Raw genomic sequence first — 14,976 nt, 5'->3', positions numbered from 1 at the left:
AATATCAGAATATTTTCGCCCACCACAGCCGAAGTTTCATGCCCCAGTAGCTGGTCCAGCCGCTGGTGGTTGATACCACCCGACCTTCTGACATCACCACCAACGTGGGCGTGACGCTAATCGCCCAACTGTGGGAAATAGCCCCATTCGCATCATTGATGACCGGAAATTCCACGCCTTTACGCAACAGCCAGCGAGATACCTCAGCTTCATTTCCGGAGCGTAACGCAATGGTCATCACATTTTCCCCTTCCGAGCGCAGCCTGGCGACTTCCGGCGTTGTGAAGCGGCATACGCCGCACCAGCTCGCCCAGAAATAAAGCAACACTGGCTCGTCTTTGCTGAGCGCCGCCAGCGTGACGGTTTCACCATCCAACGTTTGTAAAGGCGTACTGTCAAAAGAGGCAGGGAGCTGCGGCGCGCGCCAGGCATCCATCAGCAGCATCGCCCCCGCCAACAGAGCCAGTAAGATCAGCCCTTCGCGCAGCCAGCGGCGCAGTTTACTGAGCATTGGCCGCCGCCAGTTTTTCTTTTACCACTTCCTCAAGCGTTTCCCACGGCACCGCACCGGGAATAAGTTCATCGCCAATGATCGTTGCGGGGGTTCCCTGTACACCCACCAGTCGCGCCAGTTGCAGGTTAGTGCTCAGCGTTTCAGCACTTTGGGCGTCCAGCGTCACCGGACTGGCCCCCGCTTTTTCCTGCGCCTGTTTGATACTGACATCGGTATGGTAGCCCTTCTTCTGCATCAGTTTTTCATGTAGCGCCAGAAACTGCTGCGGATGCTGATGCCATGTCGTCAGCACGGTCCGCGCCGCCAGTTCCGAGCTTTCACCTTTAAACGGCAACGGTTTGATCACTACCGCCACGTCAGGATATTTCTGCACAATTTTTTCCAGCATTGGATCCAACTGCTTGCAGTATGGGCAGTTGTAATCGGTGAAGTTTATCAGGGTCAGTTTTGCCTGCTTTGCGCCAATCAGCGGGCTGTTGGGATCGTTAAACAGGGCTTCCTGAATTAATGCTTCAATTTGCTTTTCCTGTTCCGGGGTAAACGGTGCAGGCTCTTTCGCGATACTGACGGCAGAAAACAGAGTTAACAGCAGAACAATCATCATCTTCATGGGGTAACTCCTTTGGCATCGTTCAACGTTTGCAGTACCGCATCGCGGGTTAACAACGTGGGTAACACCTGGCCTTCCGGCAGACCGGGGCCATAAATTTGGTTATACGGCACAGCAACCTGGCCGCGTTTTTTTAGAAATTCGGTAATGGCTTCAGAAGGGAGTGTCCAGTCGCCACGCAGCGCCACCACATCCGGCTGTTGCAATGCGGCCTGGACGTCATCTTTATGCAAGACGTTGAACTTGTTTACCTTACAGGTGATGCACCAGTCTGCTGTGACGTCAATGAACACACGCTTATGTTGCGCCAGCGCATCCTCAATAGCTTGCTCGCTTAGCGGTTGCCAGTTCACGCTCTCTTTGCCGGTGCTTTGCCCTACGAACCCGAAATGCGGGAGCAGCAACGTCGCAAGCCAGATGGCGGAACCCAGCATCATCACGCCGAGCAGACGCCGCAACATATTCATCCAGCGTCCTGGCCGCGGCAAACGCAGCGCCAGACCGGGACGCAGAGCCACCAGAAGCCACGGTAAGCTCATTCCCAGCCCAAGTGCGATAAACAATCCCCACAATGTCGGCAGCGAAGCGGTCAATGCCACCGCCACCGCCGTTCCAAGGAACGGGGCACTGCACGGCGTAGCAAGCAGCGTCGCAAATGCACCTTGCCAGAAATGTCCCGACAGACCGTTGCCTCCGTGAGTCGCCAGCGTGGTAGTCATCGCAGAAGGGAGTCGGAATTCAAACCACCCGAACAGGCTGGCGCTGAACGTCAGCATCACCAGAACCATCACGCCAATGAACCATGGATTCTGAAACTGGATCCCCCAGCCAAGCGCCTGATTGGTTAAACGCAGCACCGTCATCAATAGAGCCAGAGCCATAAATGAGACAAGTATTCCGGCTACCGATGCGAGGAACTGACGACGGACCTGGCGACGACTTTTTTCCTCGACCAGCAAAATCGAGCCCAGCTTCATGCCCAGAACCGGTAACACACAGGGCATCAGATTGAGGATCAAACCGCCCAGCAGCGCCATTAGCACCACTTGCCACAGTGGGAGTGAGGCGTTCTCAACAACCGGGGCTTCGCCAATCGCAAGACGACTTTCCTGGGCAACACCGTTATCTGCCAGCACCAGGGTGACTGACTTACCACGCAGATCCGGCGCGCCTTCTCCCCAACCGTCATGTACAGGTACCGTGGCGCGTAATGTCTCCCCCTCAACATGGATTTGCGGCATGCCAAAATCCGCATCATCAACAGCATCCAGATACAGCCCTGGTGCAGTCCAGCCTCCCGCACGGTGAGCCTCGACGACTAACTCTCCCGCCCGTGCGCCGGCGCTCAGAGCATCGGTCAGGCCGCTGGCTAGTGGGATCTGTCCCATCGCCTGAGCATAGTCATGTGCAAAAGTCGGGTCCTGGGCTGTGGGCGTCACGGAAAAAGGAAAATCCGTCAACAGGCAAACGTTGCTACAGGTGGATAGTGTCAAAACGCCGCTGAGCGTGGCGGGCGCTCTACCGCGCACCACCATCGGGAACGTCACCTTATCGTGATACCCCTGGGTAGTGATATTGGCGACCTCAAAACGAGCAGGGGTTGGCCAGAACCAGTCGACCGCAGGCATTTCCTCTTTCCAGGCGATAGCAGGCGCAACGCCCCCCTCGCCCGGAGAACGCCAGTAGGTTTTCCAGCCGTCCTCCAATTTGACATCCAACAACAGACGGGTTTCACCGCCAGCGGACGTATCAGCGCGTAACCGCACGCTGGCGTGATCGTTATCGGGTGAACGCATCCAGCCGGGTTCAGCCGCCCAGGATACGGGCAGCCATAGCAATAACAGACAGAGCAGTGTCTGCCTGAAAACAGTCATCATAGTTTTTCTCCGTGAATAATTATCTAACAGTCAGCAACGGCTGTTCTGTCATTCACGGAAGACGCAAAATCGGAGATGCACCCGGAGAGTGGGCGGCGAGATGGCTCGCGGTGGGAAAAAAGGTAGACGAAACGCCCGCACTGGCGCCAGCAACGACAGCAGCAGGCACAGCACCAGAATAGCACCTTCAAACAGTACGGGTGGCGCAGCCAGTAATGACTTCGCGCTCAGTTCACAAGGGGTAACGGGTGAGGCCTCATCGGCCTGCACTTGTGCGCTGGCGACAACGCTTGTAACGGCGGTATCCATCTGCAACGCGTGCAGACCCGCCATGCGTTGTGCGGTGCAAACCATCACCACAACACATGCCAGACAGAGGAACCACCATCCCATCCGTTGACGTTTCGCCATTATACCCTCACTCATTGATGCGAGTTATCTTAACCACTCGCCGGTTTTTGGCAACCTTTGCGCTGTAAAGTTATGTCCTAGCATCTGCTGGATATACCGCGATTTCAATCAGATTGAGATCGGGATCCCTGACATAAACCGAGCGAATCGGTCCTGTCGCACCGGTTCGTGCAACGGGCCCTTCAATAATCTCGACTCCGTGGGTTTGAAACGTCTCTGTCACCTCTTCCAGTGTACGCGTGGTGATAAAACACAAATCCAGCGCCCCCGGCGTTGGCGCGTAGGCTTTAGGTTCAAACTCTTTTCCCCGAATATGGAGATTGATTTTCTGATTGCCAAAGACGAAGGCTTTCCGACCTTGTGCGAAAGTTTCCAACCTCATGCCTAAAAGCTCGACATAAAAACGAACGCAAGCCTCTTCATGATTGGTGGTTAGTACCAGGTGATCCAGGTGGTCGATCATAGTGATATCCATTTGGATTGCTCATCTCTGACACTTACCCTATTCATTCACGCGCGACAAGAAAAAGACAATCTACAGGGGTATTTGCAAATACTTAGCGCAATACCTTGCCATTCACGCTTTAAAAGCGAAATGATAATTAATCATATTTTCGTCTTTGTTTATTACACTATAACATTGCTAAAAACACCCCTGAAAATATCACGGAAGTTATCATTCACTATTTACGAAGAATGCCAGAGAATATTTCAATGTCAGCACACAAATAATGCCCGCTACGTACTGATGCGTAAATGAAAGTAAGGGTCAGCGCATTTTCAGGGGATTTCCTTATTATATCCATACGCAATGAATAACGTATTCATTAGCAGATGATTTGTTTATCAAATGTTATTTAGAGTATATGGAAATGAAAAAATATTTATTACCCCTGATTGGGTTACTTTTTACAGTTAGCGCTCAGGCAGCATCATTTACCGACGGTAAAGAGTATATCACCCTGGAAAAACCCGTCGCTTCCGCCCCAGCTGCGCTGAAGTTTTTCTCATTTTACTGTCCTTCCTGTTATCAGTACGATGAAGTTTTTGAAATCACGGATAACGTGAAAAAAGCACTGCCTGCTGATGTCAAACTCACCGAATACCACGTCGACTTTTTAGGTCCGCTGGGGCAAGACATGACGCACGCCTGGTCCGTCGCCATGCTGTTAAACGTACAAGATAAAGTTAAACCGTTGCTTTTTGATGCCGTTCAGAAAAAACAAACCGTTAAAACAGCGGATGATATTCGTAACGTATTTATCAGCGCGGGCGTCAGCGCCAGTGATTATGATGCCGCCTGGAACAGTTTTGCCGTGAAATCCCTGACCGCAAAACAACAAGAAATGGCTAAAGCGGTAGATTTAACCGGTGTGCCCGCCATTTTTATCAACGGTAAATATATGATCAATCCAAAAGGACTGAAATCTGACGACCTAAACTCTTTTGTGAAGAGCTACGCGGATACGGTTCGCTATCTGATCACCAAATCCTGACATTTCGCTAATCTCACTTTTCGCACCACACAACAGTCAAAAGCGCTGTTGGTGGTGCGCAATCACATCATTTAGACCAATATCCTTTCTTCCCGGTTGGCATTCGCCGTTATCAGGATTACCCTAAACTTAGCGGTGTTACCTGTTGTCGGGGTACACCTTCTTCAAGTGTTGATTTACACGAGAGAACGCTATGGAATTAAAGGATTATTACGCCATTATGGGCGTGAAACCGACAGACGATCTCAAGACAATCAAGACCGCCTATCGTCGACTCGCCCGTAAATACCATCCTGATGTCAGCAAAGAGACTGACGCTGAGGCCCGGTTTAAAGAGGTTGCTGAAGCCTGGGAAGTCCTGAGTGATGAACAGCGACGTGCCGAGTACGACCAACTGTGGCAGCATCGCAACGACCCTCAGTTCAGCCGTCAATTCCAGCAAGGAGAGGGGCAAAGCTACAGCGCCGAAGATTTCGACGATATCTTCTCCTCCATTTTTGGTCAGCGTGCGCACCAGTCGCGCCAGCGCCCTGCCAGCCGCGGGCATGACATCGAAATAGAAGTTGCCGTCTTCCTCGAAGAAACGCTTACTGAGCATAGCCGCACTATCAGTTACAACCTGCCAGTCTACAATGCGTTTGGCATGGTAGAACGAGAAATTCCTAAAACACTGAACGTGAAAATTCCGGCTGGCGTCGGTAACGGTCAGCGTATCCGCCTGAAAGGTCAGGGCACGCCCGGCGAAAACGGTGGGCCGAACGGTGATTTGTGGCTGGTGATTCATATTGCGCCGCATCCGCTGTTCGATATCGTTAATCAGGATCTGGAAGTTGTCGTTCCTCTGGCGCCGTGGGAAGCTGCGCTGGGTGCGAAAGTAACCGTTCCGACGCTGAAAGAGAGCATCCTGCTGACCATTCCTGCAGGCAGCCAGGCCGGTCAGCGGTTACGCATTAAAGGCAAGGGTCTGGTAAGTAAAAAACATACCGGCGATTTGTATGCGGTGATCAAGATCGTCATGCCACCGAAACCTGACGACACCAGTGCCGCCATGTGGCAACAACTGGCAGATGCACAAAAGACCTTTGATCCGCGCAAAGAGTGGGGGAAAGCATAATGGCTAACGTTACCGTCACTTTTACCATTACCGAATTTTGTCTGTACACCGGTGTGTCAGAAGAAGAACTGCATGAGGTTGTCGGCTTAGGGGTGATAGAACCCCATGAAGACGAGACGTTTGACGATCATGCGCTGACCGTAATGCGTCGCGCGATGCGTCTGCGTCAGGAGCTGGAACTTGACTGGCCAGGGATTGCCGTTGCATTGACGTTGCTGGAAGAGAACGCTCAGTTACGTCAGGAAAATCGCCTGCTGCGCCAGCGATTGTCTCGTTTTATCAGCCATCCTTAGTGTGTCAGGGCCAGCATGGTGCTGGCCCTTTTATTGTCCCGAAACCTGCTCTTAATGACATTAAGCAGTAGATGGCATACAGTCAGCGATAAGAATTATCTCAAACAATAAGACGTTGAGCCATGCAGCTTAAGCCCCTCACAAAAGGTCGTTTTCACAATATCTGGCAGCAAGATGATGCCTTAATTGAGAAGATATTCCAGGAACTGCTCTCTGAAACTCAGATGATCCACGAAGATGAGTATCTCTATCGCCAGGGACAGGTAGTCGATCGACTTATCATGGTGCAATCAGGCAGAATTTCCCTGCGTTACAGCGCGGAAAATGGTCGCCGTTTTCAGTTGGGCGCAATGGAATGTGATGAGCAACTATTTGGTGAAATGGAGTTTTTTACCGGGTATCGCTGCCAGCTTGATATCGTGGCCGAAGAGCCGTTGACCGTGGTGGTGTGCAGCTGTGAGCGTCTGGAAGAAGCGCTAAACCAGCACCCGAGACTGGCGATATTCTTTGCCAGTGCGATGGCGATTGATTATCAGGATATGCTGGAAATCTTCCTGCACCGGATGCTCTACCCTATCGTTCATAACGTGGCGTATGATCTGTATCGCCAGCATCAGAACAAACAGCCGATGGATGGTTTCCATAAAAAATACCAGGAAGCAGAACGGTTCGGCACCACCGATCGGGTCTATCGGCGGGCGGTTAAAGCCCTGACGGATGCCGGACTGGTAACGCGCACGAAGCAAGGACTGGAAATTAAGGATCTGGATGGGCTGCGTAAATTCCTCGGCAATGACATCATTGACTGACACACCATCCCCGTAGAGAAGGTTGGTGTGTCAGTTCAACGCAATCAGAATTTATAGGTAAGGTTGAAGTAGTGACCGAGTCCGGTGGTGCGCCCTGCTCCGCCGTGATTTTCCATCAATGCCATATTGCGGAAATACTTCAAGCCATAACCCACCGCATAATGCTCTGAATGCCAGTAGATACCGTTATACCATTCAATCGCGTTATTGCTGTATAACGGTTGATTAGCAATCTTGTTAGCGGCGAACTGATAGTCAAAGTAACCCTGATAGTTCAGGTAGCTGCCGTTAGCAAAGGTATAGAACGGCGTCGACCAGTTGGTCGAGAACATGTAGCCATCCCACTTGCCTTCGTTATCCGCACCGTAGTTTTCACGCACATAATGCGCATAGATGTTCATTCCCACCAGACCAAACCACGGAACCTTAATATCTGTGCCCAGACCGACATAATGTTCAAATAATTCCCGGTCGCCAATGTTATTTACCGTTGCGATATAGAATTCGTTAAATGGCCCAACGGATAAATCTTTATTTAAAATAGCATCCAGGGAAAAACGTGGGGATATCTTGGCGAAAAAGTTATCGCCACCATGTCGGTCATCCTGCTTGCGGTCAAAAATATCAAAGAAATCGACATAACCATACAGATCGATAACTCCGGAACGCGCTCCAAACTCCAGTTCCAGATAAGTGTCATTACGAATACCATAAGGCACTTTCGCATCCACACTTTGCATTAAGTTCATCTGCATCCAGTTAAAATCATTTTTACGGACGTTGCCATCGGTATAATCAGCAGCAAGCGCTTGCGTACAGCTCATTGCAACGATTGCGCCCAGAACTGTTTTTTTAATCATTGATTTATTCTTCATCATTTTCAATTCCTTTGAGCAAGGTTGAGTGTCGCCCCACCAAATAAATGGTGTGGCGACTGACTATCTAATTAGAGAGGTAAGTGTTATTACTGTGCTTTGTTACGTTTAAGTTTTAATGTACCCATCAACATGATAAAGATTATTAAATATAATACTGGTATTGCGTACATAATTTTCTGCAAGCCCATTGTTTTTTCCATTAGCGCACTGATCGCTGGACTAAACATAGCCCCGGCGCTACCGCTAATTAAAATATATGAAACATTCTGACTACTTGCGCGCTTCACAAATGAAACTCCGTAGGCAATAAAGGAGTTATACAGCGCCGCACAGACGAATCCGTAACTATAAGCCAGATAATCAAGCCCCGAGATGTTTTCTTTCGTTACAATAATGGTCGTAATAACGCAAGCGAGCAAAATAATACTCAACAGGAAATAATGTATCCTCACTCGAGAAACAATGACAGTTGATACTAGCGCCCCAACCAACGCCGCTCCCCAGTATTGCGTAATAATATTACCGGCTTCTTCAAAAGGAATGCCAAATTTGTTCTTCACAAATAATGGTGCCCAGGTCAGGAAGGTATACAGCGCCAGCATACCTAAGAACAGACCAATACCTCCGCTAATAATCCCTGGGTTCCACTCAGACTTCACCGCGTCTGTCCGATCCTCCGCAGACGCAGTTTCACAGGCAGTAAAACGAGTGAGCGCCACCACACCTAACGTAAGTAAGGCCACCATGCCAACACTTAGATAGCTGTAACTCCATGACATATTGTGCGTCAGGGCGTAGGTGGTGATCAGCGGGAAAACCACGCCTGCGACGTTAAAGGTGGCGTCTTGTACCACCAACATTGTACTTTGAATGCGATCCTGCCATACCGAAACGACAATCGTTCCTGCCACACACAGGCCAATCCCACCGCAAAAGCCCACCAAAGTCATGGCAACCATCACTGGCCATAAGCCGGGGCTTAAGTGCATTGCCAGCGAACAGAGGAACACTATCGAATAGATAATAAACGTCATTCGCTTGACGCCAATTTTTTCTATCAGGAAAAAGGCGGCGATGGTCCCCGCTAATGCCCCACCGTTAAGCAGCGAAAATATCGAGGCAACGGTATTCACATCAGCACTGTAACGTACCGCAATCGGTTCAATCAGCATTCCAAACTGACTGGCAAACCCCGCCATAATAAAATTTGCCAGAAAACTAATCAGTGTAAGTGCTATTTTATTCTTCATATAATGACATCCCTGATTGGTTCAATTAAAAGCCAATGCTAAGCCGTAACGGCTGTATTTAGCGCCAGCTCAATCATATTTTTAAAAGTTAATTGTCGTTCCTCTGCCGTGGTTTCTTCGCCTGTCAGGCAATGATCGGACACCGTTAAAATAGCCAGTGCTTCAATATTAAATTGGTGTGCTAAGGCGTATAAGCCGGCCACCTCCATATCCACACCCAGTACACCAAACTTTTCCAGTGCAGGAATGAGGTTTTCGTCAGGATCGTAATAAAGATCGCCACTGAAAACATTACCGACCTTAATGTCGATTCCGGCCTTCTGCGCCAGCATCCACGCCTGTTGTAGTAATGGGAAGTGAGCGGATGTCGCCATCGTGTAGCCCGCGCTACGTTTTAAATTTGTGACAGAGTCCGTTCCGGCAGCGAGAGCCAGAATAATGTCGCGCATTTTGACATGCGGTTGTGTTGCCCCCAGGCTACCGACGCGAATAATTCTCTTCACATTAAAATCATGTACCAGCTCATGGGCGTATAGCGTCATAGACGGAATACCCATACCGTGTCCCATCACCGAAACAGGTTGACCAAAATAAATACCGGTATAGCCCAGCATATTACGCACGTTGGTAACTTCGCGGTAATCCATAAGATAATTTTCGGCAATAAATTTTGCGCGCAGCGGATCGCCCGGCATAATCACAGTTGGCGCAAAATCACCCGCTTTAGCATTAATATGTGCAGTCATAACAATTCCTGAATTATGGGTATTGGAGATATGCAGGGATTGTAACCAGACGTTTGCAGAGGATTGAGGACAAAAGTCCTGCTCAAAGGATCGGCCTCTCATTTCTGAGAGTTAGAGTTGCAGGCTTAGGATGCAGAGGAAAACTATGCCCCGGCAACAGTTAGGAAAAGCAAGACCCAGAACAATAAAAGAACAGATTAGCCCCCAAATCGCTGGTGACTACCGCGTTGGCGCGAGTAGCCATAGCAGCGTCAATATTGTTTTGAAAATGGTCTTATTGTTATTATCGTATTCCACTCTAAGCTTGGATGCCTGCCATGACCCGATTAAGGTTTAGTGAGATGACTCACGCCGATATACCTGCTGTTCAGTCGTTCCTTATTAAGCATCTTAATTTGTTCTTCAATGCCGGGAGAGTCATGCCTGCTGCTGAAGAAGATATCTTCGATCTCAGGCAGCAGTATATTTTGCAAGAAAGAAATCTATTACTTTGCGCATGGAGTGAAAAACAAGAGCTCATCGCTACACTTGCGGTATGTCAATATGATGATCGTATCACTGAGCTACGTGGGCACTATAATTTGCCTGAAACGGCAGAAATTTGTCGTTGCTACGTGGATGCGCGCTACCGCAGACAGGGAATCGGAAGCCGGTTGTTTGCTTTAGCTCAAATGTTCTGCCAGCAGCAAAAATATAAAACCTTATATCTTCATACTCATCATTTCTTGCCTGGAGGGTATCATTTTTGGTTGCGTAAAGATTTTAGCGTCGTTATGGATATGCAGGATGAATGGCAATTGGTACATATGCAGAGATCACATTATTAAATTAACCCAACGCTAATTAACTGCGTTATTGATAACGATCAATATGATTAAATTGAAAAAATAAAACCGTGTTTATAGTTTGATCAATATCAATCAATTCTCATTTAGCTTTTTATTGTTATTTTCATGTATACATCCGAGATAAAGGATTTAAGCATAACCAATTGTAAAACATAACAATTTTACCAAAGGTGTGAGGTTTTCCCTGTTTATTCATACGGTTGACCTCGTTAACAATTGCCGTTAGAGTCGCTTTTGACAGCATTTCATTACATTTTTGTATATGAATAGGAATATGGTGAGAATTATTCAATTCAATTCCATAACTGCCCCCGCAACTGTAGGCGGATGCAGAATATCCTTGTGTGGTTAATAAGCCACAGGTCACTGTAAAGCTCGTCTTTATGGGAAGGCCGATATTCTGATTACCGTGAGTCAGGAGACCTGCTGTCAACGATGTATACCATTAAGTGGACGGGATGGTCCATGGGATGAATTATTTGACGTAAGCAGTAGTGTATTTATGAATAAGATTTTGGCTAAGTAAGGCTTATTTGCATTTGTTGCATATCTTCATTCTTAAAATTCACGATTTAATGTCATCTATCTTCATGTCTCCTCCCGATATATGGAATGAAATGAGCCATGACCAGACTTTAAGATTCTGGCATCAACGGGACGATGATAATGCACGCTAATTCTACATTTTTCTCTTCTAAAAAAACGCTTCTGGCTATTGTTGGAACCACTGTACTGTTGACTTCCGGTTTTTCTAACGCGGCAAAAACCGAATATCCTCTGACGATTAAAAACTGTGGACGCGATATTACCTTTAATCAGGCACCAACGCGCGTGGCAACCGTGGGTCAGAACAGTACCGAGATTCTCTATTCACTGGGGCTGGCCGATCGCGTCGTGGGTACTTCGTTGTGGTTTGGCCCGGTACTGGATGCTTACAAAGCAGCAAATGAAAAAGTTGCCGTCATTGCGCAAAATATTCCCAGCTTTGAAGGAATTGTGGCTAAAAAACCAGATCTGGTCGCCAGCCAGTTTGAATGGCAAATCGGCCCTGCTGGCACAGTTGCCTCATACGAACAGTTTAGTGAACTGAAGGTGCCCGTTTACACCGCGCCAGCTGACTGTGCTAAGGATAACGAAGATGGGGGTGATGGTGTTCGTAAGGGCATGTTTGATATTGCTATGGTGTATCAGGAAGTCGCCGATCTGGCAAAAATTTTTGATGTTCAGGATAAAGGCGAAGCGCTGATTGCCAGCCTTAAAGCGCGTGAATCAGCAGCAAAAAATAAAATTACCGGCATGGATAAGAATGTTTCTGCCGTGTTCTGGTTCTCAAGCGCCGATTTACAGCTCGATCCTTACGTTGCCGGGAAGTTTGGCCCAGCAGCATGGATAGCCCAAACGCTGGGTGTGAAAAATGTCATTGATTCTGCTGAAGAGTGGCCAACGGTGGGCTGGGAAACCATCGCTAAAGCTAACCCTTCTGTCATTGTGCTCGGTGAGATGAGCCGCCGACGCTTCCCGGCAGATGACTGGAAGATCAAGATGGAATACCTCCAGTCCGATCCTGTCACCAAACTGATTCCTGCCGTCAAAGAAAACCATCTGCCGGCCATTGACGTACAGACAATGAATGCCGGGATCAGAACTATTGATGGGGTGGAAAAACTGGCTGACGCTCTGGTTGAATATGGCTTAGCGCATCCGCAGGCTGCTCATTAATCTACATTTTGCGCTATATCACGGCACGGTATAGCGCATCTCCGTTACTCAGGAACGCAGATAATCATGAGTGATTCTCGCAGGATGCGTCGCGCTGTTGGTCAGCTTGCGGTGAGAGTCGGTGGTCATGCCGTTTGGGTCAGTGCGCTGATGTGTTGCGTACTGCTGGCGGGGATTTCCATCGGCGAAACGTTTATCCCCTGGCGGCACGTACTCAGCACGTTGGCAAATCATCTTTTCGATACCCACTATCCTGTCGATGCACTGGATGCGGGGATCGTCTGGAACTACCGCCTGACCCGAGCACTGGTCTCAGCAAGCTGCGGCGCCTGTCTGGCTGTTTCCGGCGTAGTGTTGCAGTCGTTGCTGCGCAATGCGCTCGCCGAACCTTATCTACTGGGGATTTCTGCCGGAGCATCTACCGGTGCGGTGCTGATTGCGCTCACGGGACTGGGGGCTGGCATCATCAGTATGTCTTTAGGGGCGTTCATTGGTGCGCTGACGGCATTTCTGTTCGTTGCGCTATTGGCGATGGCCGCTGGCGGTAAACAAGGCGGCGGGATTACAACCCAAATCATTCTTGCCGGGATCGCCAGTTCGCAACTGTTCAATGCGATTACGTCGCTTATCATCACCCGCTCAGCAAACGCCGAGCAAGCACGCGGAATTATGTTCTGGTTGTTAGGCAATTTGAGCGGTGTACGCTGGCCCGATGTTGTCTTAGCTATTCCTACCGCTCTGGTCGGTATTGCGCTGTGCTTCTGTTATGCCCGCCACCTTGATGCGTTCTCCTTTGGCGCTGAATCCGCGGCATCGTTGGGCATTCCAGTCAAACGTACTCGCGCAGTACTAATTGCTGCTGTCACCGGTATGACAGCGATTATGGTCTCCATTGTTGGTGCGATCGGCTTTGTCGGTCTGGTGATCCCTCATGCCGCTCGTTTGCTGGTCGGCAACCAGCATCATCGACTGCTGCCGGTTAGTGCGCTTACCGGCGCCATTTTCCTCATTGTCGCCGATGTTATTTCTCGCACGTTACTACCCGGCCAGGTACTGCCCATTGGGGTAATCACGGCTTTGGTCGGCGCGCCTGCGTTTTCAATCATTCTGATAAGAGGAAACCAGAACAAATGACGGTAAACCTCGTACAGCCACTTGTTACCTCTGCGCAAGCCGTTATTGAAGCCTGCAATCTGCGTTGGAAGGTAAAGGGTAAGACGATTGTTGATGATATTTCTCTCCGCGTAACTCCCGGCGAGTTTGTCGGTATCATCGGTCCCAACGGCTCGGGCAAAACGTCACTGATTTCACTGCTGGCCGGTTTGCTGAAGCCGACTTCCGGGCACATCACTCTGCGGCAAAAAGCGCTCCAGCACTATTCGCGGCGTCATCTTGCGCAACATGTGGCGCTGGTCGAACAACAGGCTGAAACCAGCGAGCGGCTTACCGCTTTACAAGCCGTTTCTCTGGGACGGACCCCCTGGCTTAGCCTGCTCACCCCCTGGTCTGCCAAAGATGACGATATCGTACAAACGATGCTGGAGAAGGTCGATCTCAGTGAATTACAGCACCGCTGCTGGCATACCTTTTCCGGGGGAGAAAAACAGCGCCTGCATATTGCACGGGCGCTGGCGCAGCAGCCGCAATTGTTGCTGATGGACGAACCCACCAACCATCTCGACATTCAACATCAGATTGGCCTGCTGAGTCTGGTTAAACGTGAAAAGCTCACGGTGATTGCTGCTCTGCACGACCTTAATCATGCCGCAATGTTCTGCGATCGCATCATCGTAATGACCTCCGGACATATGGCAATGCAGGGTAAACCTTGCACCGTTTTTACCCGCGATAATCTCCATGCCTGGTTTGGTATCGACGCCGTTGTCGAACATGAAGCGGGTAGTGAAAACTGTTTTATTCGTTATCAAAGACCTGATGAATTTTAAGGAAGAATCGATGAAATACCTCAAACAGAGTCTGAAAGTTTTGTGTTTACTCGCCCTCGCCTCTTCAGCCTTCGCGCAAACTCACGAAGTGTTGATGAAGAATCGTGGGTCTGCGGGGCCGATGGTCTACGTGCCGGATTATCTGGAGATCCAACCCGGTGATACGGTGAAGTTTATCCGTAAGCATAAGAGCCACAACGCGGCTTCAATTGCTGAATTGTCTCCGGCTGACTATCCCGGTTTCATGGGAAAAATAGATGAAGAGATCGAGGTGACTTATGACAATCCTGGATTTTACGGCATCAAATGTTCACCGCATTACGCTCAGGGCATGGTGATGATGATTAAGGTTGGCGATACCACGTTACCGGATAGCTATCGGGCATTCAAAGCGCCAGGTATTGCTGATAAGCGCTTTCAGGAAATTTACGCGCGTATCGACAAACAATAATCCGCATTACTCTG

Annotated in this window: 17 protein-coding genes and 1 riboswitch; of the genes, 9 read left to right on the top strand and 8 right to left on the bottom strand. The window is 49.4% G+C overall.

Annotated features, from left to right (window positions below):
* Positions 1–4: 4 nt before the first annotated feature.
* From WN16_RS12225 to WN16_RS12205, 5 genes are all read right to left on the bottom strand, one after another.
* Positions 5–511, bottom strand: coding sequence for a protein disulfide oxidoreductase (locus tag WN16_RS12225; RefSeq protein ID WP_003035978.1), 507 nt, complete (start codon positions 509–511; stop codon positions 5–7).
* Positions 501–1,124, bottom strand: a complete 624-nt coding sequence (locus WN16_RS12220; protein ID WP_088169007.1) for a DsbA family protein — start codon at positions 1,122–1,124, stop codon at positions 501–503. Before WN16_RS12220 ends, WN16_RS12225 begins: the two co-directional genes overlap by 11 nt.
* Positions 1,121–3,001, bottom strand: a complete 1,881-nt coding sequence (locus tag WN16_RS12215; protein WP_044700733.1) for a protein-disulfide reductase DsbD domain-containing protein — start codon at positions 2,999–3,001, stop codon at positions 1,121–1,123. The genes WN16_RS12220 and WN16_RS12215 overlap by 4 nt, the downstream gene beginning before the upstream one ends.
* Before the next feature lie 48 nt (positions 3,002–3,049).
* A complete protein-coding gene (locus WN16_RS12210; protein ID WP_003836824.1) occupies positions 3,050–3,412 on the bottom strand; it encodes a hypothetical protein in 363 nt (120 codons plus the stop codon).
* 70 nt (positions 3,413–3,482) lie between these two features.
* Entirely contained in the window at positions 3,483–3,887 is a 405-nt protein-coding gene (locus WN16_RS12205) for a VOC family protein (RefSeq protein WP_003035964.1), read from the bottom strand.
* A gap of 397 nt (positions 3,888–4,284) precedes the next feature.
* Between WN16_RS12205 and dsbA the strand changes: the two genes are divergently transcribed.
* The 4 genes from dsbA (at position 4,285) to WN16_RS12185 (ending at position 7,124) form a co-directional block, all read left to right on the top strand.
* Positions 4,285–4,908 carry a thiol:disulfide interchange protein DsbA gene (gene dsbA, locus WN16_RS12200; RefSeq protein ID WP_044700768.1) on the top strand — a complete coding sequence of 208 codons (624 nt, stop codon included), beginning with the start codon at positions 4,285–4,287 and terminating at the stop codon, positions 4,906–4,908.
* 193 nt (positions 4,909–5,101) lie between these two features.
* On the top strand, positions 5,102–6,022 hold the full coding sequence (gene cbpA, locus WN16_RS12195; protein ID WP_044700736.1) for a curved DNA-binding protein: 921 nt from the start codon (positions 5,102–5,104) through the stop codon (positions 6,020–6,022).
* Entirely contained in the window at positions 6,022–6,315 is a 294-nt protein-coding gene (cbpM, locus tag WN16_RS12190; protein ID WP_003836827.1) for a chaperone modulator CbpM, read from the top strand. The genes cbpA and cbpM overlap by 1 nt, the downstream gene beginning before the upstream one ends.
* Positions 6,316–6,437: 122 nt before the next feature.
* The gene (locus tag WN16_RS12185) at positions 6,438–7,124 is read left to right on the top strand and encodes a Crp/Fnr family transcriptional regulator (RefSeq protein ID WP_044700737.1); all 687 of its coding nucleotides are present in this window, start codon (positions 6,438–6,440) and stop codon (positions 7,122–7,124) included.
* Positions 7,125–7,168: 44 nt separating this feature from the next.
* On the opposite strand, the gene WN16_RS12180 is transcribed toward WN16_RS12185, so the two are convergent.
* The 3 genes from WN16_RS12180 to deoD form a co-directional block, all read right to left on the bottom strand.
* Positions 7,169–8,002: an outer membrane protein OmpK gene (locus tag WN16_RS12180; RefSeq protein ID WP_044700740.1), complete on the bottom strand. Its 834-nt coding sequence runs from the start codon at positions 8,000–8,002 to the stop codon at positions 7,169–7,171.
* A gap of 86 nt (positions 8,003–8,088) precedes the next feature.
* Entirely contained in the window at positions 8,089–9,252 is a 1,164-nt protein-coding gene (gene tsgA, locus WN16_RS12175; RefSeq protein WP_016149894.1) for an MFS transporter TsgA, read from the bottom strand.
* Between the two features lie 38 nt (positions 9,253–9,290).
* Entirely contained in the window at positions 9,291–9,998 is a 708-nt protein-coding gene (gene deoD, locus WN16_RS12170; RefSeq protein WP_044700742.1) for a purine-nucleoside phosphorylase, read from the bottom strand.
* A 317-nt stretch (positions 9,999–10,315) separates the two neighbouring features.
* On the opposite strand from deoD, the gene WN16_RS12160 reads away from it, so the two are divergent.
* The 5 genes from WN16_RS12160 to WN16_RS12140 all read left to right on the top strand — a co-directional run bounded on the left by WN16_RS12160 (position 10,316) and on the right by WN16_RS12140 (position 14,962).
* Entirely contained in the window at positions 10,316–10,825 is a 510-nt protein-coding gene (locus tag WN16_RS12160) for a GNAT family N-acetyltransferase (protein ID WP_008320248.1), read from the top strand.
* A gap of 242 nt (positions 10,826–11,067) precedes the next feature.
* A riboswitch (cobalamin riboswitch) is annotated at positions 11,068–11,292 on the top strand.
* 220 nt (positions 11,293–11,512) lie between these two features.
* Positions 11,513–12,565, top strand: a complete 1,053-nt coding sequence (locus WN16_RS12155; protein ID WP_003035934.1) for an ABC transporter substrate-binding protein — start codon at positions 11,513–11,515, stop codon at positions 12,563–12,565.
* 66 nt (positions 12,566–12,631) lie between these two features.
* Positions 12,632–13,699 carry an iron ABC transporter permease gene (locus WN16_RS12150; RefSeq protein WP_003836829.1) on the top strand — a complete coding sequence of 356 codons (1,068 nt, stop codon included), beginning with the start codon at positions 12,632–12,634 and terminating at the stop codon, positions 13,697–13,699.
* Positions 13,696–14,511: an ABC transporter ATP-binding protein gene (locus tag WN16_RS12145; RefSeq protein WP_044700745.1), complete on the top strand. Its 816-nt coding sequence runs from the start codon at positions 13,696–13,698 to the stop codon at positions 14,509–14,511. The genes WN16_RS12150 and WN16_RS12145 overlap by 4 nt, the downstream gene beginning before the upstream one ends.
* A gap of 10 nt (positions 14,512–14,521) precedes the next feature.
* Positions 14,522–14,962 carry a pseudoazurin gene (locus WN16_RS12140; protein WP_044700746.1) on the top strand — a complete coding sequence of 147 codons (441 nt, stop codon included), beginning with the start codon at positions 14,522–14,524 and terminating at the stop codon, positions 14,960–14,962.
* The last annotated feature ends 14 nt before the right edge of the window (positions 14,963–14,976 follow it).

This window comes from Citrobacter sp. ABFQG (genome assembly GCF_004322975.1).
In the GTDB taxonomy this organism is placed as follows: Bacteria; Pseudomonadota; Gammaproteobacteria; order Enterobacterales; family Enterobacteriaceae; genus Citrobacter; species Citrobacter freundii.
Note: the sequence above shows the minus strand (reverse complement) of the source record. Positions and strands in the feature narration are given on the sequence as shown.